At 61.2% G+C, this 18,289-nt stretch carries 24 protein-coding genes; 17 read left to right on the plus strand and 7 right to left on the minus strand.

Translation table 11 applies throughout. The features are described from left to right. Positions 1-4: 4 nt before the first annotated feature. Entirely contained in the window at positions 5-187 is a 183-nt protein-coding gene (locus G6M89_RS22345; RefSeq protein WP_165161924.1) for a DUF892 family protein, read from the minus strand. Positions 188-417: 230 nt separating this feature from the next. Between G6M89_RS22345 and G6M89_RS11560 the strand changes: the two genes are divergently transcribed. Further along, positions 418-888 (plus strand): DUF302 domain-containing protein, encoded by a 471-nt coding sequence (locus G6M89_RS11560; RefSeq protein ID WP_165161925.1) that lies wholly within the window; start codon positions 418-420, stop codon positions 886-888. Between the two features lie 83 nt (positions 889-971). On the opposite strand, the gene G6M89_RS22140 is transcribed toward G6M89_RS11560, so the two are convergent. Beyond that, positions 972-1,340, minus strand: a complete 369-nt coding sequence (locus G6M89_RS22140) for a hypothetical protein (RefSeq protein WP_206335524.1) — start codon at positions 1,338-1,340, stop codon at positions 972-974. A 38-nt stretch (positions 1,341-1,378) separates the two neighbouring features. Then, positions 1,379-2,689 carry a DNA repair protein NreA gene (nreA, locus tag G6M89_RS11570; RefSeq protein WP_165161926.1) on the minus strand — a complete coding sequence of 437 codons (1,311 nt, stop codon included), beginning with the start codon at positions 2,687-2,689 and terminating at the stop codon, positions 1,379-1,381. 398 nt (positions 2,690-3,087) lie between these two features. On the opposite strand from nreA, the gene G6M89_RS11575 reads away from it, so the two are divergent. The 3 genes from G6M89_RS11575 to G6M89_RS11585 all read left to right on the plus strand — a co-directional run bounded on the left by G6M89_RS11575 (position 3,088) and on the right by G6M89_RS11585 (position 4,976). Continuing rightward, positions 3,088-3,267 carry an HVO_2753 family zinc finger protein gene (locus tag G6M89_RS11575; protein WP_165161927.1) on the plus strand — a complete coding sequence of 60 codons (180 nt, stop codon included), beginning with the start codon at positions 3,088-3,090 and terminating at the stop codon, positions 3,265-3,267. A 5-nt stretch (positions 3,268-3,272) separates the two neighbouring features. Then, a complete protein-coding gene (locus G6M89_RS11580; protein WP_165161928.1) occupies positions 3,273-3,539 on the plus strand; it encodes an elongation factor 1-beta in 267 nt (88 codons plus the stop codon). Between the two features lie 129 nt (positions 3,540-3,668). Beyond that, positions 3,669-4,976 carry an MFS transporter gene (locus tag G6M89_RS11585; RefSeq protein ID WP_165161929.1) on the plus strand — a complete coding sequence of 436 codons (1,308 nt, stop codon included), beginning with the start codon at positions 3,669-3,671 and terminating at the stop codon, positions 4,974-4,976. A gap of 38 nt (positions 4,977-5,014) precedes the next feature. On the opposite strand, the gene G6M89_RS11590 is transcribed toward G6M89_RS11585, so the two are convergent. Continuing rightward, positions 5,015-5,458: a hypothetical protein gene (locus G6M89_RS11590; RefSeq protein ID WP_165161930.1), complete on the minus strand. Its 444-nt coding sequence runs from the start codon at positions 5,456-5,458 to the stop codon at positions 5,015-5,017. Positions 5,459-5,742: 284 nt separating this feature from the next. On the opposite strand from G6M89_RS11590, the gene G6M89_RS11595 reads away from it, so the two are divergent. Continuing rightward, positions 5,743-6,912, plus strand: coding sequence for a PQQ-dependent sugar dehydrogenase (locus G6M89_RS11595; protein ID WP_394352365.1), 1,170 nt, complete (start codon positions 5,743-5,745; stop codon positions 6,910-6,912). 121 nt (positions 6,913-7,033) lie between these two features. Then, on the plus strand, positions 7,034-7,222 hold the full coding sequence (locus G6M89_RS11600; protein ID WP_165161932.1) for a hypothetical protein: 189 nt from the start codon (positions 7,034-7,036) through the stop codon (positions 7,220-7,222). 81 nt (positions 7,223-7,303) lie between these two features. Here the strand turns inward: G6M89_RS11600 and G6M89_RS11605 are convergent, their stop codons facing one another. Beyond that, positions 7,304-7,993 carry an MBL fold metallo-hydrolase gene (locus G6M89_RS11605; RefSeq protein ID WP_165161933.1) on the minus strand — a complete coding sequence of 230 codons (690 nt, stop codon included), beginning with the start codon at positions 7,991-7,993 and terminating at the stop codon, positions 7,304-7,306. A 134-nt stretch (positions 7,994-8,127) separates the two neighbouring features. Beyond that, positions 8,128-9,324, minus strand: coding sequence for a cystathionine gamma-synthase (locus G6M89_RS11610; RefSeq protein WP_165161934.1), 1,197 nt, complete (start codon positions 9,322-9,324; stop codon positions 8,128-8,130). Positions 9,325-9,441: 117 nt separating this feature from the next. Between G6M89_RS11610 and G6M89_RS11615 the strand changes: the two genes are divergently transcribed. The 9 genes from G6M89_RS11615 (at position 9,442) to G6M89_RS11655 (ending at position 14,813) form a co-directional block, all read left to right on the plus strand. Further along, complete coding sequence (locus tag G6M89_RS11615; RefSeq protein ID WP_165161935.1) at positions 9,442-9,597, plus strand: rubrerythrin-like domain-containing protein; 156 nt, start codon at positions 9,442-9,444, stop codon at positions 9,595-9,597. Positions 9,598-9,706: 109 nt separating this feature from the next. Beyond that, complete coding sequence (locus tag G6M89_RS11620) at positions 9,707-10,081, plus strand: hypothetical protein (protein ID WP_165161936.1); 375 nt, start codon at positions 9,707-9,709, stop codon at positions 10,079-10,081. A gap of 66 nt (positions 10,082-10,147) precedes the next feature. Then, positions 10,148-10,456, plus strand: coding sequence for a 50S ribosomal protein L21e (locus G6M89_RS11625; RefSeq protein ID WP_165161937.1), 309 nt, complete (start codon positions 10,148-10,150; stop codon positions 10,454-10,456). 16 nt (positions 10,457-10,472) lie between these two features. Continuing rightward, a complete protein-coding gene (locus G6M89_RS11630) occupies positions 10,473-10,829 on the plus strand; it encodes an RNA polymerase Rpb4 family protein (protein ID WP_165161938.1) in 357 nt (118 codons plus the stop codon). Between the two features lie 71 nt (positions 10,830-10,900). Next, positions 10,901-11,485 carry a DUF655 domain-containing protein gene (locus tag G6M89_RS11635; RefSeq protein WP_165161939.1) on the plus strand — a complete coding sequence of 195 codons (585 nt, stop codon included), beginning with the start codon at positions 10,901-10,903 and terminating at the stop codon, positions 11,483-11,485. A gap of 75 nt (positions 11,486-11,560) precedes the next feature. Beyond that, positions 11,561-12,040: a universal stress protein gene (locus G6M89_RS11640; protein WP_165162128.1), complete on the plus strand. Its 480-nt coding sequence runs from the start codon at positions 11,561-11,563 to the stop codon at positions 12,038-12,040. Positions 12,041-12,123: 83 nt separating this feature from the next. Further along, positions 12,124-12,960 (plus strand): 16S ribosomal RNA methyltransferase A, encoded by an 837-nt coding sequence (locus G6M89_RS11645; RefSeq protein ID WP_165161940.1) that lies wholly within the window; start codon positions 12,124-12,126, stop codon positions 12,958-12,960. Positions 12,961-13,058: 98 nt separating this feature from the next. Further along, positions 13,059-14,219: a mechanosensitive ion channel family protein gene (locus G6M89_RS11650; protein ID WP_165161941.1), complete on the plus strand. Its 1,161-nt coding sequence runs from the start codon at positions 13,059-13,061 to the stop codon at positions 14,217-14,219. Continuing rightward, positions 14,220-14,813, plus strand: a complete 594-nt coding sequence (locus tag G6M89_RS11655) for a HemK2/MTQ2 family protein methyltransferase (RefSeq protein WP_165161942.1) — start codon at positions 14,220-14,222, stop codon at positions 14,811-14,813. It begins immediately after the preceding gene. Positions 14,814-14,820: 7 nt separating this feature from the next. On the opposite strand, the gene G6M89_RS11660 is transcribed toward G6M89_RS11655, so the two are convergent. Further along, positions 14,821-15,924: a M48 family metallopeptidase gene (locus tag G6M89_RS11660; RefSeq protein ID WP_165161943.1), complete on the minus strand. Its 1,104-nt coding sequence runs from the start codon at positions 15,922-15,924 to the stop codon at positions 14,821-14,823. 198 nt (positions 15,925-16,122) lie between these two features. Here G6M89_RS11660 and G6M89_RS11665 point away from each other — a divergent pair, with 198 nt between their 5' ends. Both G6M89_RS11665 and G6M89_RS11670 read left to right on the plus strand, forming a co-directional pair. Next, positions 16,123-17,124, plus strand: coding sequence for a 5-methyltetrahydropteroyltriglutamate--homocysteine methyltransferase (locus G6M89_RS11665; protein ID WP_165161944.1), 1,002 nt, complete (start codon positions 16,123-16,125; stop codon positions 17,122-17,124). Further along, the gene (locus G6M89_RS11670; protein WP_165161945.1) at positions 17,121-18,194 is read left to right on the plus strand and encodes a methionine synthase; all 1,074 of its coding nucleotides are present in this window, start codon (positions 17,121-17,123) and stop codon (positions 18,192-18,194) included. Before G6M89_RS11665 ends, G6M89_RS11670 begins: the two co-directional genes overlap by 4 nt. Positions 18,195-18,289: the final 95 nt, after the last annotated feature.

An 18,289-nucleotide genomic window follows, 5' to 3' on the forward strand; every position in this document is an offset into this window, starting at 1 on the left:
ATGACTACGCGCCAGCCGAAATCGCTTGTAGCTTCTCGAGTCCGTTCGCTGCCTCCGCTTTGGTTTGCTCGAGTGAGTCGACGACTTCTGGCGGAAGATCCATCCGATCTGCGAGTTCGAGCAACGTCTCGAGTTTCGTAATCTCGAGGCGCGCGATCTGCTCGCTCGTCGACTCGCTGTGAGCCATGTAGAACTCCTCGACGGCTTCGTCGACCGCTTCCGACGCCAGTTTCGATTGGAGGTCCTCGAGTTCCTATTCGATGTGGTATAATTCGCGAAGCGTTTCGGCGAAGAGGTCTCGTTCGTGTTCGATCATGGCACACGTGGGAACAGCACGGAGTGAGAAAGGGGTTCGCCCGTCGAATGAAACCCCGCGTCGGGCGTGGGATTAAGGCTGGGGCGCTCGAAGCAGCGACCATGACGCTCCCAATCGACCCAGCGACGCTCGATCCCGATGATTTCGGCGAGAAACAGGCCATCCTCGAGATGGATCACGAGGAAGCCATCGAACACGTCCGCGAGGTCTGTAAGGACGTCGGCTTTGGTATCCCAGTCGAGTTTTCCCCGTCGGAACTGCTGAACGAGAAAGTCGATGCGGATCGCGACCCCTACTACGTGCTTGGCGCTTGCAATCCCGAAATCGCGGATCAGGCCTTAGACGAGACGAAACGCATCGGCGGGCTCTTTCCCTGCAACATGATCATCTGGGAGGAAGCACCGGGTCGCCAGCGCGTCTATCACGTCTCGATCATGAAGATTGCTCGCTTACTCGGTACAGCCCCCGACAACGACGCGTGGGACGACATCCTCGAGAAAACGGGTGACCTGACCGCAGAAACGTTCGAACGCCTCGAGTCGGTCGAGACCGAAGTCAGCGACGGCGACTGACTGGGACTGATTGCTCGAGTCGGTGCCGGTTCTGTCTCCAAACGCGACGGCGACACGCCAGCGTATCGCGTAGTGACTCGCTGCTACCGCCCGTCAGGGTCGTCGGTCCGTCTCGTTTGATCGTCACCGTCTCTCGGCTCACCAACGCCATCCGCTGGCGCGTGGGCTGACTCTGCTGCTGACTCGAGTGGTGATGTGGTTTCGGGTTCGTCTACGGGTGTCCGCTGACTGTCGCGTTCGTCATGGCTGTCGCGTGCATCATCCGCGGCCGCTCGGTCGGCGTCCTGCTCGTCGAGTTCGGCCTCAAGTGCTTCGAGTGCCTGATCAGCATCGTGTCGGATGTAGCCGGCATAGAAGAGCACGAGGCTGAAGATGATCAGTGGCAGTCCGAACAGCGTAAAGAGTGCGGCCAGCAGCGTAAGCGGATCGCTGGGAATGGATGCGGGAAACATGTGCGGCGGTCCGGGCCGCGCGGACAAAGGTGTTCTCCTTACTCAGACGGGCCTCGAGCGCCGAAGGCACTCAGATTCGACTGCAACCCGGCGGCGAGTTCGGATTTGCGCCGCAGGCGCTGGTATGAGATTGGCAACTGCGTGGCGATTTCGGCGAGTGCGCCGTGGAACGTCTCGGCTTCGCCGTACTGGCCGTCGAAGGCGTTGCGAACGCTTTCGCGGACCTGCCAGACGCCGACTGGTGCCCAGTAGTCGTCGCTCACTTCCCGGAGCACGAGACACTTTGCCTGTCTGCCAATGGACTCGAGATGTTCCAGCGCGCCTAATCGAGCCGCATAGTACGCCCCCGCGGTTTCTTCGACGTAACTTGAGCGCCCCTCGAAGCCCTCGCTCGCGCTTGCCATCCAGGTGTCGCCCGTTGGATCGGGATTCCAGATGCTGCCGGGGGCTTTCATCTCGACGAGTTCGAACTCCCAGTTGCCCGGCGCGAGGACGACCCAGTAGCGGTTGCCCATGTACTCGTTGGCCCAGACCTGTACCTCGTCGACGCTTGGCGCGTTACGGATGCGCCCGCGCAGGTACTTGCCAACGGTGTCGTCGACCGCCGTAATCGACCAGCGCGTCGGGACGAGTCGGCGCTGTTTCGCCTCGCCCAGCGCGCCCGCGGAGAGAATCGAATTGATCTCGTAGACGTCGAAGCCCCGACGATAGAGATAGGTCATCGCGCCCTGAGCCTGCCAGTCGTCGTCCTCTAAGGTCTTCTTGACCGGTTTCGGCACGTAGGGGTTCTCGCGAAGTTCGGCGTTGCGCGCGTTGGCTCTGGGGCCGCGAGGCGTTGCAACATCCGTCCCTGTATCGAGTCCAAGATCCGGTTTATCATCGAGACCGATCTCGAGATCAACGGGACGACCCGAGATGGCGACCTCGCGCTGGACGCCGACGAAGCCGTCCCACGAATCGTGAACGTTCGGCGTCAGCCGGCTTGCAATACTCGGCGAATCGACGTTCGCGCGCTTGTTCGAGTTCAGGAGACCAGTTCGGCGCTGTAGCACGTCGGGAATCGCGTAATCGTCGCGATACCACTCGCTGTCGGTGACGTACTCCTGGGCGTCGTCTTCGTTCCCGACCGGTGAAAGGAGTCCAACAGGAATGTCAGGATAGTTCGAGCGGCCGACGAAAATCGACGGTGAAGTCGAGCCAACGAGCGTGTCGCCACTCAACGCGTCGTCAAACTGGCGTTCGAACTCCTCGAGGTGGTCCGTAATCGCGTACGACTTTTCCTTGGCGAGACGTCGTCGCTCGGCTTCCTCGTCGGGCTCTAAGTCCTCGATGTAGTCGTCGAGGCGCATTCACCGGAAGTAGGGATGCGGCCGGTTTGAATGTTTGTAGTACCAGCAGCACGGACGCACCCAACCACACGGTGTGCGATCCAGTATGCGACGGCGTGGACTGGTACCGACAGTTTCCGGCCACGATGTCAGAGGCACGGCCAGACCGGTGTTCGGGCAGTTCACCGACCGTCGGCCGCACCCATAGTTTCGCATGTGGGTAAAAAGACCTAGCAGGGTGTTTTCTGACCTGGAAAACGCGCTCGAGTGCCGGCAGTACGCCGATTTTTCGCTGTTTGGCGTGCTTCTGTCCTTGATAATACCACCCGCTCATACAGTTGTATCGGCCCTCGAGACTTGGTCACACAGTCGGCTCGAGAAAGACAACGGTTAAAAACGGCGGGCGGGAAGGGACGAGTATGAGTACGACGGACGACCATCAGTCCCGATCCTGCGTCTCTTGCGGGATCAACATTGCCGGGACGAACGCTGCGGCGTTCAAATGCCCCGATTGCGGAGTCCAGATCTTCCGCTGTGCCAAGTGCCGAAAACAGAGCAACCTCTATGAGTGCCCTGACTGCGGGTTCACCGGACCATAATACACATGGGTAAAGTAGCAGCCAAACTCAAGGTCATGCCGAACAGCCCCGAAATCGACCTCGACGCTCTCCAAGAGCGCCTCGAGAGTTCGCTCCCAGAGGGTGCAAAGATAAACGGCGTCGAACGCGAGGAAGTCGCGTTTGGTCTTACCGCACTGTACCCAACTGTGATCGTCCCTGACGGCGCAGGCGGGACGGAAACCGTCGAAGAGGACTTCGCGGACGTCGAAGGCGTCGAAAGCGTCGCCGTCGAAAACGTCGGTCGCATCTAAGCGACACTGCGACCCACCGCGATTTTTCGATTTTCACAGTTGCCTCGAGCGGTGCGACCAGCTTTTGTGCAGCCCCAAACAGCAGCGTCCATCGCAATCCTTAGGCTCGAGGATCCAGAATCTACCGCCGTGAACGTCCTGTCGGATCCCACAACGCGACGCTGGCTCGCATGGGGTGCGCTGGCGACCATCTTCTTGCTGGTCAATCTCCACCGACTTTCGACTGGCGTCATTGCAGACCGCCTTACGGTGGCGTTCGGAACGACCGCCGCCCAGCTCGGCGTGTTACACGCCTCGTTCTTTCTCATCTACGCGATCGTCCAGATACCAACCGGCGTCCTCGCCGATCGGTTCGGTCCGCGCCTTGTCGGCTCGATCGGTGGCTTCGTCCTGAGCCTCGGCGCAATCGGATTTGCGATCAGCGATAGCTTCCTCGCCGCCTTTCTCTCGCGGGCGCTCATCGGCCTCGGCAGCGGGGTCATATTCATTTCGATCCTGCGATTTTGTGCGAACTGGTACCGGCCCGACGAGTTCGCGACGATGACCGGACTGACCGCTGGCGTCGCCGGATTGGGGGCGATTCTCGCAACGACGCCGCTTGCAGTCACCGTCGATCTGTTCGGTTGGCGGCCCTCGATCGGCGCGCTCGCAGTCGTTGGCTTCATTGGAGCCGGTGCAACCGCCCTATTGGCGCGCAACTCCCCCGCTGACGCCGGCCTCGAGCCAATCGATGGCGTCCCTACGCAGTCCTCGAGTTCCCGGTCGGAGATTATCGAGACACTGCGAACCCTGGCTCGAGACATCGATCAGTGGCTTCTTTCGGTCATCTTTTTCGCCGGGAACGGGGCCGTGTTGACGCTCATTGGGCTGTGGGGCGTGCCGTACCTGGTCGTGGTCTACGACCTCAACGTGGCGACCGCGTCGTACTTTACGATGCTCGGATCGGTCGGCATGCTCGTTGGCTCGCCGGTCATCGGCTGGCTCTCGGATCGCCTCGAGCAACGACTGGTACCGCTTTCAGCTGGGGTGGCTGCGTTCGCGATTGCACTTAGCGTCATCCCCGTCTTCGGCCAACCACCATTGTGGGCGATTGCCGTGTCGTATCTCGCCTGTGGATTCTTGCTCGGTTCGATCATGCTCTCGCTGTCGGTGATTAAAGAACGCTACCCGCCCGCAGCAAGCGGTGTCGCGACGGCAACGGTCAACACGTTCGGCTTCGTCGGGGGAACCGTCCTGCCCGCTGCGATGGGCCTTGCTCTCGATGCGTACCAGACGGACGAAACGGTTGACGGAACAATCGCCTACACGGAGTTTGGGTATCGGATCGCCTTCGGCGTCCTTGCGGCCACGCTGGTAGTTGCGTTTCTGTGCTCGCTGTGGCTGCTCATCCGGGATCGACGACGGAAACAGCACCCACAACACCGCAGCGGACAGTAACTTACTCGAGTCGAGTGGACGGTGACAAAACCGGCGTTCTACACGTCAGGCTGACGATCCGGATCTGCACCGAGATCAGCGTTCGAGACGATCTGTGCGCCGGGTTCTGAGAGATCAACAGTGACGTCGCCAGGGACCGCTTTGCTGATCTCGTCGACGTTGCCCGCGAGCACAGTTAGAATATCGTCAGGGTTGGCGTACAGCAGCATGTTCCCGTCCTGGCCTTCAGCGACGAGTTGGGTGTCGTTGAGGACGATCTGGTTGTTCTGAATCGTCGCTGCGACGACGGGTAGTGCCTCGGGTTTCCCCTGTTCGTCGTCGCGAACTCGGCGGATATGGACCGCATCCAGGTCGAGAACGTCCTTGTGCTCTTTGATCCGCTCGGCGCAGTTGACCATATCCTGAAGCAGCGCCGACTTGTGGTGTCCGCCGCCGTGTTCGCCATCGAGACAGTGCTGGCAGACGCGGAGTTCGATTCGCATTGGCCCACCGTTCTCGCTCGAGACCGATGAGAATTCCGCTTCGACCCGTCGTAAGTCGCGCTTCTTTCTGCCGCGGCGCGTCCGTCGACGGCAAGATGTTCGCTTTCACTCACAACGGCTGATCTGTCCGTTCACGGCACGGATCTCTCTCTCTCTCTCGAGAGACACGCCGTTCGGGGGTAATAACATCATCCGCAGTACCCAGTACAATGAAACGGATTCGGCTCGGAACGGTAGTACACGAGGCGATTACGATTCCACCGACTGACCGAACCCGACGGACGATGCTTGCGAGTACGGCAACAGTCGGCACGCTCGCGGTCGCCGGCTGTCTCAGCGTCCTCGACGAAACGGACAGCGACGACCCCTTCGAGGTCGAGACGGTCTCTGACGACCTCGCGTACCCGTGGTCGATTACCGTCGTTCCGGACGACGACCGGTTGCTGGTGACCGAACGCGAGGGCACTCTCACACTCATCGACCGATCCGACGGGAGCCTCGAGTCCGTCGACGGTGTCCCCGACGTTCACGCGGAGGGACAGGGCGGCCTCCTCGACGCGGCGCTTCACCCCGAATTTCCCGACGATCCCTGGGTCTACCTGACCTACGCCGCGACGAACGACGACGGCGAGTCCACCACACACCTTGGCCGGGGACAACTCGAACTCGACGCGGACGATCCCGGCCTCGAGTCGTTCGAGGAACTCCATGTCGCCGAGCCGTTCGTCAACTCGAACGGCCACTACGGTTCGCGGGTCGTCTTCGGCGAGGATGGAGCGGTCTACGTGACCACGGGTGACCGCCAATCCAAAGACTTCGGGCCGGACCACGTCTCACAGGACGCGACGAACGAACTCGGTGCGACGTTGCGCCTCGAGCCAGATGGTTCGATTCCCGATGACAACCCGTTCGTCGATGGTGCGGGTGACGACGAGGCCTTCGCGGACGCGATCTACACCTACGGCCACCGGAACGTCCAGGGGATGACCGTCCATCCCGAGACTGGCGATCTCTGGCAGAGTGAACACGGCGAGGAAGACGGCGACGAACTCAACATTCTCGAGAGTGGCGAGAACTACGGCTGGCCGGTCACTCACACCGGCTGCGAGTACGGAACGGACGACCCCGTCGGTGAGCGGCCCCAAGAGCGCGAGGACGTGGTCGATCCAGTCTACTACTGGGAGTGCAACAGCGGCGGCTTCCCGCCGGCCGGCATGACCTTCTACGAGGGCGATTCATTCTCCGACTGGGAGGGCGATCTGTTCGTCGGCAACCTGGCCGGCGAGTACCTCGGTCGCTTCACCGTTGACGGGACCGATGTTGAGGAGCAGTCGCCGCTGCTCGAGGACCGTGGCTGGCGAATCCGGGACGTTGACGTCGATTCAGAGACCGGTGAGCTCTACGTAGCAGTCGACGACGCGGACGGGCCACTCGTCAGGCTTCTTCCGGAATAGTGACCATTGGACACGCATTCGAAAAATCGCCCGACGAAGTCATGATCGAAACGCATGTTCGATTGTAACTCCAAATCCTTTTGGAAAACGGCTCAAGCAAGCTGCCCCCGAACAGCGGGCTATGTTCACAGACAAAGAGTCCGCCGAGCAGGAACCGCCACGCCAGTACCTCGTGAAGTGCGACGGCTGTGCGTTCGAACAATCGGTCGACGGACGCGACGAAGCGGCGACGGTCGGAAACGATCACCGCCGCAAGACCGAACACGACGTTATCGCGGTGGAGATGCCGCCGTCGGTCGGCTCCTCGTAGCCGCCAGTGCCGTTTGGAGCGCCCGTTTCCGCAGCGACGTTCCCCAGCACCGCAGCTGTCACATCTTCCGTTGCTTCTCTCTCACTCACCGCTCGAGCGCTCGGCAATCGCCGCGATTCGTGCCGTTCCTTCTTCGACGTAGCCGCCGTGATAGCAGACGACGCCGTCAATCTCGAGGGTTGCAAGGTCGGCGACGGACTCGAGTGCGCGGTCCATATCGGGCGTGAACTCGGGTTTTGGGCCTGCAAGGGCGGTGTCGCCGTCTGCAACCAGCGCATCACCAGCAAGCAGCAAGCCAGTGTCCGGGAAGTACAGCGAGACGTGACCGGGCGAATGCCCTGGCGTCTCGAGGACCTCCATCGGTCCAGCCAGCGTCGGAATTCGGCTTCCATCCGTTAACTCGAGGTCGACGCCGACCGGCGGATACCGTTCGCCGTCGCCCTTGAGCGGATCGCGCTCGCCCGTAATGTACGGCGCTTCGGCAGGGTGGGTCGCGACGGCCGCATCCGTGTGCTCGAGCAGGTCGGCGAGGCCGCCCGCGTGGTCGGCGTCGTGATGCGTGAGAACGACGAGCCAGATATCTGTGAGTTCGTAGCCGAGACTTCGGAGGTGCGTCCGAAGGGAGTCGACCGCGCCCTCGGGCCCGACGTCGATCAGGACGAGGCCGCGGTCGCTCTCGACGAGCGTTGGCGTGACTGTGAGCTCGTGGCCACCGTGGTCGACCGTGAACGGAAGCGTATGCAGGCCGGGTCCATCGTCTTGCTCTGACATGGGTGCCCGTTCGGCTGCAATCGAAAAAGGCTGTAGGGTTCGACGTTCCTGCGGATTGCTATCCAGGCCACTCGAACAACGCTGCGCACGACAATCGTAGAAGCGACTGACTGTGTCACGCCTCAGTCAGAACACTACTCGAGGACGGCTCTGAACGCCTGATTGAAGTCCCCGATCAGGTCGTCGACGTGTTCGATCCCGACGGAGACGCGAATCAAGCTATCAGAGAGGCCGGCCTCGAGTCGTTCCTCGCGTGGAATCGCGGCGTGAGTCATCGGTGCGGGCTGTTCGATCAGGCTCTCGACGCCGCCGAGACTCTCTGCGAGTGTGAACACCTCGGTGTTCGAGACGACCTCGCTTGCCTCCTCGAGACTCGCGTCGAGTTCGAAACTGAGCATGCCACCGAAATCGCGCATCTGCTCGGCGGCGATGTCGTGACCCGGATGCGACTCGAGGCCGGGGTAGTAGACGCGCTCAACGACGGGGTGGTCCTCGAGCCACGCCGCGATCTGGTTCGCGTTCTCGCAGTGGCGATCCATCCGCACGGGGAGCGTTTTCGTCCCGCGGAGGACGAGAAAGCTCTCGAAGGGGCCGGGCGTCGCGCCCACGGCGTTCTGGTAGAACCCAAAGCGCTCGTCGAGGTCGGCGTCGTTCGTCAACAGCGCGCCGCCGACTACATCGGAGTGGCCGCCGAGATACTTCGTCAGCGAGTGCGAGACGATATCCGCGCCCAACTCGAGCGGTTGCTGCAGATATGGGGTCGCGAACGTGTTATCGATTGCACACAGCGCGTCGTGTGCGTGAGCAATTTCGGCTGCCCCTTCGATATCGACAATCGACAGGAGTGGGTTTGTTGGCGTCTCGAGCCAGAGCAACCCCGTCTCCTCGCGGAAGGCGTCCTCGATGGCCTCGAGGTCGGTCATATCGACGAACGAAAACTCGAGGTCGTAGTCTTCGTAGACTTGCGTAAAGAGGCGATGCGTGCCGCCATAGACGTCGTTTCCCGTCACGACGTGGTCGCCCGACTCGAGCAGGTTGAGCACGGTGTTGATCGAGGCCATTCCGCTAGCGAACGCACGGCCGTAGTCAGCGTTCTCGAGGGCAGCGAGGTTTGCCTCGAGGTCCGTGCGCGTGGGATTACCGGTGCGAGAGTATTCGTAGCCGCGGTGCTCGCCCGGTGCGTCCTGCTCGTAGGTCGAGTTGGCATGAATTGGTGTCATCAGCGCGCCGGTCTCGGGGTCAGGTTCCTGCCCAGCATGAATTGAGCGCGTTTCGAACCGGTAGTCGTCGCCTCGAGTGCCGTCGGCTGGGCTGGCGGGCTCGTCGTCCATGCCTATACCAACGCTGGCACCGCACGTTATGTTTGTCCCGCAGCGCGCTCGAGAGCGTTCCCACCGATTTAAAACTGCATGATAATTATATATGGTCTCAAGACGAAGCGTTTTGCTATGCCGCACGATCAAGACGTCGAAGGCGACACGTCGAAGATTTCCTCCGAATACGAGTGCATGCAATGTGGGCGAATCGTCACGGCGCGGACGAATCCCGGCGAATGTGAGGAGTGTGGTGGTGACTTCCAGAACCGGGCAAAATCGATCGAATAAGTGCTTGAGCAGGCTGTGCTGTACCGCGTCCCAACTGCATCAGTTCACATTGACGTTTGATCGACAGTACCGACCATATCTTCATACGGGATGTCAACGACCGATCCATATGGAACGACCATGGAAACGAATCGCGCTTGATGCCGTCGCTGGACTCACTGCAGTGGTCGCTGCACAGCAACTGCGTCACGTCACGGAAGCATCACCAAATCCCGAAGGGGTCGAACTCCGCCCGCGCTGGGCGCTCGTGGGCGCACTCTCGAGTATCGGCTGGGGGTACGCGTCGGACGCCGACATCGGCGGCCTCCGCCGGAGTCGACTCCGCCGTGGTGTCGTTGCCGTCTCCTGGGGCGCACTCTCGTACCGACTGCAACCGAGCGATAGCTCGACGACGTACAGCGTGGCCCTCGGCAACGGCATCGGGACGCTCGCCTATCGGTTCTGGTTCGGCGTCGTTCGCCCTCGACCCGGCGGGGCCAAGTGACCAGTGCGCTGACGAAGCCGGAACGTGCGTTTTATAACGCTCTCCAAGTAAGAGGGTCGTACGACTATGCCGAACTCTAATGGCCCACGCCAAGGAACCCGACGAAAGCTTTCGAACGCACCTCGAGACCGCGGTTCCTCGCCACCACAGCGAGCGATTCAGGAATACGAAGAGGGCGAAAAAGTCCACCTCAAGATTGACCCAAGCGTTCACAAGGGTCGATTCCACCCGCGCTTCGACGGTCTGACCGGCGAAGTCATCGGCAAACAGGGCAACGCGTTCAAAGTTGAGATCAACGACGGCGGCAAAGACAAGATTCTGATCGTCACCGCCGCACACATGCGCGCACAAGACCGCGCCGAAGATCGGGTCTAACCACGGCTCACTCACGATGACGATCTTCAAAGAGATCGTCGACGAGGAGTTTCTCACCGTCTCCGAAACGAAGGAACTTCTCGCCGACATCGAAGCCGAACGCGCACTGGATGAGGACCGCGAGCTGCCGTACGAACTCGCGCGTGCGATTGAGCACGCAAACCGGTTTACCGCACTCGAGCCTGAGGAGGCCCAACAACTGGTCGACGACCTGCAGGAGCTCGAGAAGGTCGACGAGCCAACGGCGTACAAAATCACGAATCTCCTGCCACGAAATCGAGACGAACTCCGATCCGTGTACTCACAGCAGCGGTACACGCTCTCGGGCGACGAACTCGATGACATTCTCAACGTCGTCGCGAAGTACGCCTGACAACGCTTTCGGTTGCTGATCGGGGCGTCCGGGCCGACTCTTTAAGTACGACGTACACGTATCCGAAGGCAATGAGCGAAGCCGACAGCGACGGGACGGACGTTCGACGCGCGGTCGTGTTGGATTACCTTGCACATGGTCTGTCGGACGATGGGCGACCACAGTATGAGAAGTCACCGGCAGGCTATGCCCTTGGAATCGAGGATTTCGCCCTCTACCAGGTTGCTTTCGATGAGGATGAGCGCCTTACAATCGGGAGCGAAGTCGTCGTCTCGCCACCGAGCGAGCGATCTGTTGTCACGGAGTGCCAACAGGTCGAGTACGGCGCCCTCTCATCGGGTGCCCAGTCCGAACTCGAGTACGTCGTCCAGGACTTAGTCGAGGAGAACGAACAGCGCTTCGTCGATTTCTACAACGATGCCCAGCCGATTACGCTGCGACTCCACCAACTCAACCTCCTGCCTGGCATCGGGAAGAAGCTCCGTAACGGCATCTTAGACGAGCGAAAACGGAAGCCATTCGAGAGCTTCGATGAACTCTCCGAGCGCGTCTCTGGGCTGCACGACCCAGATGAAGTGCTCGTCGAGCGCATTCTCGAGGAGTTACAAGACGACGATCTGAAGTACCAGACGTTCGTCGGCCAACAAGATCAGTAGTCCAGTGAACGGACACTAGAACGCTCTGTTATTGGTTGATCCAGTACATTTAAGAAGCCAGGAACTGAAAGAAGTATTATGATTGAGACGATTCTCCTTGCGATTGGACCGGGCGATAGCGACCGCGTTGACTCGCTTGTCAATCAGACGGCTGCCGTTGCCGGGCCAACAGAAGCCACCGTCGTACTGGCACACATCATCGAGCCCGACGAGTACGAAAACGAGGTCCACAACTACCACGATGCCATCGACCAGATGGGCATCGACCTCGAGAACCGCAACCTCACACCGGAGACGCTCGCAAAGGAGACTGAACCGATCGGCGAAATCACGAAGCGACTGGATGAGGCAGACATCGAGGTCGACATCCGCGCCGGCGTCGGCGACCGAGCCGAAGAGATCGTCGACCTCGCAGACGAGATCGATGCGGACAACCTTATCGTCGGTGGCCGCAAGCGCTCGCCGACTGGCAAGGCAGTCTTCGGCAGCACGGCACAGCGTGTGCTGTTGACTGCGCCGTGTCCAGTCACCTACGTCCGCAGCGGAACGATCTAACGACCGACGACCACAGATTTTGTCTCGCCACTGCTGCGTTCCGAGACGCTGGGCTTACACTACCTCACCTCGAATCGCCGGCAATGAGAGATCCCGATGCGCTGATCGCCCGGGCGGGTGTCCGCGGCGATCCGGACCGTGACCAGCACTTTCTCGTCGACGACCGCGTTCTGGACCGGCTACCAACCTACCTCGAGGACCTCGAGGTCGACACGAGCCATCTGCTCGAGATCGGTGGCGGGACGGGCGCGCTCACCGACCGACTGCTTGCGATTGCTGACGAAGTAACCGTTATCGAACGCGACCGGACACTCGCCGCGTTTCTCGAGGAGGAGTTTCGTGACGAGATTGAGGCGGGGCAACTGACGGTGATCGAGGGCGACGCCCTCGAGGCCGATCTGCCGGATTTCACGGCGTCAGTCTCGAATCTTCCCTACGGCGTTTCGAGTGAGATCACCTTCCGATTACTTCCGGAAGGGCGCCCGCTCGTGTTGATGTTCCAGCAGGAGTTCGCCGAGCGGATGGTCGCCGAGTCCGGAACCAGTGAGTACGGGCGGCTGTCCGTGTCGACCCAGCACTATGCGGATGTTGAACTCGTCGAGTCGATTCCGAAGGAAGCGTTTTCGCCAGCGCCGGCTGTCCAGAGTGCAGTCATTCGTGCAGTGCCTCGAAAACCCGACTACGAGGTCGATGACGAGGAATTCTTCCTCCGATTCGTCAAGGCGCTCTTTACGCAACGCCGGAAGACGATCCGCAACGCGATTCGGAACACGGCCCACATCTCGAATCTCGAGGAGCCAGAGGCAGTCGTCGAGGCGGCTGACGACGACATCCTCCAGAAGCGGGCTGATGCGATGGCGCCCGCAGAGTTCGCGGCGCTTGCGCAGTTGGCGCTCGAGGTCGGCGAGCCGACGACATAATCGGGATCGTGACGGTTCAAGCTGGTATACATAAGTCGCACTGATCGACGGATACTCAAGCCCCCGGGAACGAGAGATGCGAGAGACGGAGACTCGCTATGGATCTCGGAGTACTCGATTTCAACTGGCTCGCCGGGGTGACGGAGTCGACCGAGCAAAAAGTCGCCGTGACGCTCGCAGCTGCCGGTCTCTTGTTGATCGTCTTGTTCACCTACCGCCGGTTGCAATCGTGGGTGAGCGACCGGACACGGCCGCTGTACGGCGATATCGCCTCGACGATCGTACTCATCGGGACCTGTCTGGTGTCGTTTTCGATTGTCGTCGGTGTCTGGGAGTGGACAGATGAGGTACAGAATCTCTCGGATCAGCACGATATCGGCGGCGAGGTCATTGCACAGGCGATTGTGACGTTCATCCTGGCTGTCGGCGCGTTGATCGTCACGCGGTTTATTAAGCGGATGATCGACGAGGTGTTCGATACGGCGTCGACCGTGACCGATCACCAACGCGAAATCTCCCAGCGCATCTCACAGGTCATCATCTGGTCGGTCGCACTCATTATTATTCTCAGCGTCTGGGTTGAGGACCTCGGCGGCCTCCTCGTCGGTGCTGGTTTCCTCGGAATTGTCGTTGGGATGGCCGCCCAGCAGGTGCTCGGAACGATCCTCGCCGGGTTCGTCCTCATGTTCGCCAGACCGTTTGAAATCGGCGACTGGGTCGAAGTCGAGGGTCAGCAAGGAATCGTGACCGACATCTCGATTATCAACACACGTATCCGATCCTTTGACGGCGAATACATCATGGTCCCCAACGATGTCATCTCCTCAGAAATGGTCACGAACCGCTCGAGATTCGGGCGCTTACGCGTCGAAGTCGATGTTGGCATCGACTACGAAAGCGACGTCGAGCGGGCAGCCGAACTCGCAGCAGACGCTGTTTCTGACCTCGAGGACCCGCTCTCGGCACCGGGAGCACAGGTCATCACCAAGGAGTTTGGTGATTCAGCGGTGGTCCTTGGCGTCCGATTCTGGATCGATAGCCCGAACGCACGCCAGTACACGGAGTCACGAACGGCGGCGATCAACGCGATCAAGGAGGCGTTCGACGAGGAAGGAATCAAGATTCCGTATCCACAGCGCGAACTGACTGGGCGAACCGAAACAAACGGGTTTCAGGTCACAACCCACGGTGCAGAACCGCCGTCCGAGGAGTCGACGGAGGGCCAAGAGCACCGCATGACCTCACCGGAGGGAGAGTAAATGAGCCTCGAGGAACGCCGTGATATTGGCGGCGATGTCTACCAGCCGGCCGAGGACTCGTATCTGCTCGCCGAAGCGGCGTCCGAGCGCCTGCAGGCGGAGACTGCTGGTACTGAGAAGCAGCCACTCGTTCTCGAGGTTGGCACTGGTTCGGGCTACGTCGCTGCCCACGTCAGCGAGGAAACGAACGCGCGCGTGATCGCTGCGGATCTGAACCCCCACGCCGCTCAAGAAGCCCGCGACAAGGGCCTCGAGTCCGTCCAGGCTGACCTCGTCTCGCCGTTCGCAGACGACGCCTTCGACGCCGTCCTGTTCAACCCGCCGTACCTCCCGACGGACCCCGAAAACGAGTGGGACGACTGGATGGAACGCGCCCTCTCGGGCGGCGAGGACGGCCGCGCCGTGATTGACCCATTCCTCGAGTCAGTTGGCCGGGTACTCGCTCCCGACGGCGTCGTCTACCTGCTCGTGAGCAGTTTAACGGGCGTCGACGAGGTCGTCGAACGCGCCGGCGAGAACGGCTTTAGCGCCGTCGCCATCGCCGACGAGTCGTTTCCGTTTGAGACGCTGACCGTTCTCGAGTTGCTTCGATAGCCGAAAATCACGACTCACGAGCCTGCTGACGTAACCGCTCGACTCGCTCGGCGACCGGCGGGTGCGTTGACGGCCGCCACTCGAGCGCGCGTCCGACTCGTCCGAATCCCCTCGAGAGTCCCCGGACCCACGCTGCGCGGTCCAGTTCGCTGTCCGCATCGGGGACCCAGCGGGCAAGACTCGAGGGCACGGTTATGTCGTCGGTAGCCGTGAGCGCGTACGGAACGATGCCGAGCGTCGAACTGGCGTGGAACTGCGTCCGAGCGTCGGTTTCAGGCGGCCCGGCCGCCGCGAGCGTCTCGAGGGCGCTTGCGAGTGCAGCGGGGTCGCCGGCCAGTTCCGCGCCCGCCCGGTCGGCGGCGTACTCTCTGGTCTGGGCGTGGATGCCGACCGTGACCGCGCCGACTGCGAGGACGACTCTGGCGAGGACGCTTACGAGCAGGTAGACGACTGAGAGCACGAGGATTGGAATCGCGACGAGGACGAGCACGACCGTTATCGAGCCAATCGTGAGCAGAAACTGGAGCCACGTCCCGATGCGTCGCTCGCGCGCGAACAGCCCCTCCGAAATCGAGCCAACCGTTGCCGCGACGGTTGCAACAGTTGCATCCCGATTTGCGAGGTGGGCAACCTCGTGGGCGAGGACCGCCTCGAGTTCGTCCGCAGAAAGCGCCTCGAGCAGTCCCTCCGTGACGACGACGGTTGCATCAGTGCCGTTGCCGATCGTGAAACTCGTCGGTTCGCGTTCGGGCGCGACCGCGACCCGCGGTGTTTCGACATCCGCTGCCTGTGCGAAGCGTCGAACACGGTCGCGAAGGCCGTGCGGATCGGAATCGCCGTCCTCCAGCGGCGTGGCCTCGACGGACTCGAGGACGCGCCGGTAGCCATAGCGGCTGTGTGCGACGACCAACACGCATGCTGCGAGAACGAGTAGGCCAGCGAGAAGCGGGCCGGCGTCCGAAACTGCGGTGGCTCGAGCGCCGCCAACTGCGCCAACGAGCGTGTAGGTCGCCCACGCGACGGTGGCGACCACCCCGACCGCGAGCGCGACGAGCAGCGCGAGCGTCGCCGCGAGTCGGACGCGAAGTGAGTGCAACGAGCGTCCGTTCATACGTCTGTATTGTCGGTCGTGTAGAAAAAGTGTCTGCTCAAGAATCCGTCTGTGAAACCGTCTCGCCGGGATTCGGTCCTGTTTCCCGCGCCCATCCTTGGCGACAGTAGCGAGTCCATGCCATGCCCTAACAATTACTACAACGCATTAACGAGGATGGAAAATATTAAGCGTCGGTATAGCCTAGCCGAAGCTACGATGACTGAGTACGTCTCGACCACGCCGGGACTCTTTCCGCTCCCGGACTGGGCGAAAGACGATCTTTCGGATCTGAAGGGCCACCAGAAACACGACCTCATCAGCGGCGATGAGGGCGACGAGATTACCGCAGCCTACGCAGAGGGCCGCGAAAACGTGATCAGCGCACAGGTTGATGCTGGTCTCGACCGTATTAGCGAGGGGCAACTGCGCTGGGACGACATGCTTGCGCACCCGCTTGCCGTCCACGACGCCGTCGACACGCAGGGGATCGTCCGCTACTACGACAACAACAACTTCTATCGCGACCCCGTCGTCCAGGGCGACCTCGACTTTTCGGGCGACGTTGCCTCCGAACTCGAGTCTGCCGCAGAACTGACCGACGGCGACCTGCAGGCCGTTCTCCCCGGCCCGTACTCGCTCGCCGACCTCGCAACCGACGACCACTACGGCGACGACGCCGAGTTCCTCGGCGCAATCGCTGATTTCCTCGAGGGCGAAATTGAAGCCTTCCCCGAGCACGAGACGCTGTTCCTGCTCGAGCCATCGCTCGTCGAGTCCGCGCCCGAAGACGGCGCGGACGAGCGCGCAAGCGAGGCAATCGATCAGGTCGCACAGGCTACGGACGCCGACGTTGTCGTCCAACCGTACTGGGGCGCACTCGAGGAGAAGATGTACGCACACCTCCTCGATGCGGATATCGACGCCGTCGGTTTCGACTTCGTCGCGAACCAGGACGAGAATCTCTACAACATTCAAGAGTACGGCGCGACCGACGACATTTCGCTCGGCCTCGCAGACGGGCAGAGTACGCTCGTCGAGGACGCAGAAGCGGTCCGCGACCGCGTCGACTGGGTGTACGACCAGCTCCCCGTCGCCGAGTTCGAGACAGTTTATCTGACGACGAACACGGAGACGTTCTACCTGCCGTACAACAAGTTCGAGGACAAACTCGCCGTTCTCGCCGAAGCAGCAGAACTCGCAGAGGTGAAAGCAGCATGAGCAACGAAAACAAAGACCAGTTCCGACCGGAGGACCACGAGAACGACCACTTCCTGCTGACGACCGTCGTCGGCAGCTATCCGAAGCCAAAGTGGCTCAACCGCGCAAAGGAACTCTACGAAGACCCTGACCACAGCTTCGACGAGGACGACTTTCAGGAGGCCGAAGACGACGCCTCCCGTCTGATCACGCAGGAACACGAACGCGCCGGTCTGGATGTCGTCGTCGACGGCGAAATGCGGCGCAACGAGATGGTCGAGTTCTTCGCCCACCGCATCGAGGGCTACGAGTTCAACGGCCCGGTCAAAGTCTGGGGACACAACTACTTCGATAAGCCATCCGTCGTCACGGAAGTCGAGTACGACGAAAGCTGGCTCGTCGACGAGTACAAGTTCATTGCAGACGCAACCGACCGCCCCGTCAAGGTCCCGATTACGGGTCCCTACACGCTCGCAAGCTGGGCGTTCAACGAGGCCTACGAGGACGACGCCGAACTCTCGTATGCGCTCGCTGACCTCGTCAACGAGGAAATCGAGAAGCTCGTCGAGGCTGGCGCACGCTACATCCAGATCGACGAGCCCGCACTCGCGACCACGCCGGACGACCACGCCATCGTCGGCGAGGCACTCGAGCACATCGTCGAGGGCATCCCCGAGGAAGTCCGCATCGGCCTCCACGTCTGTTACGGCGACTACTCCCGGATCTACCCCGAAATTCTCGACTACCCCGTCGACGAGTTCGACCTCGAGCTCGCAAACGGTGACTACGACCAGCTCGACGTGTTCAAAGACCCCGAGTTCACCGCGGATCTCGCACTCGGTGTTACCGACGTTCACGTCGCCGAAGCCGAATCCGTCGAACAGATCGAGGAGAACATCCTGAAGGGCCTCGAGGTCGTGCCACCGGAACAACTCGTCCTCTCGCCTGACTGTGGTGTGAAACTGCTTCCACGCGACGTCGCCTACGGCAAGATGGCGAACATGGTCGAAGCAGCACGCAACGTCGAAGCGAAACTCGACGCTGGCGAAATCGACGTCGAACCCGGTGCAGCGACGCCGGCTGACGACTAACGCGCTCAAGACGCCATTTTCTGTTTCAGTCCCCTACTCGCTGAGAGCATCAGCTACGCTCCTCGAGTGAGCCACACCCCCATACGTATCAGTTA

It is taken from the genome of Natronolimnobius sp. AArcel1 (assembly GCF_011043775.1).
Taxonomy (GTDB): domain Archaea; phylum Halobacteriota; class Halobacteria; order Halobacteriales; family Natrialbaceae; genus Natronolimnobius.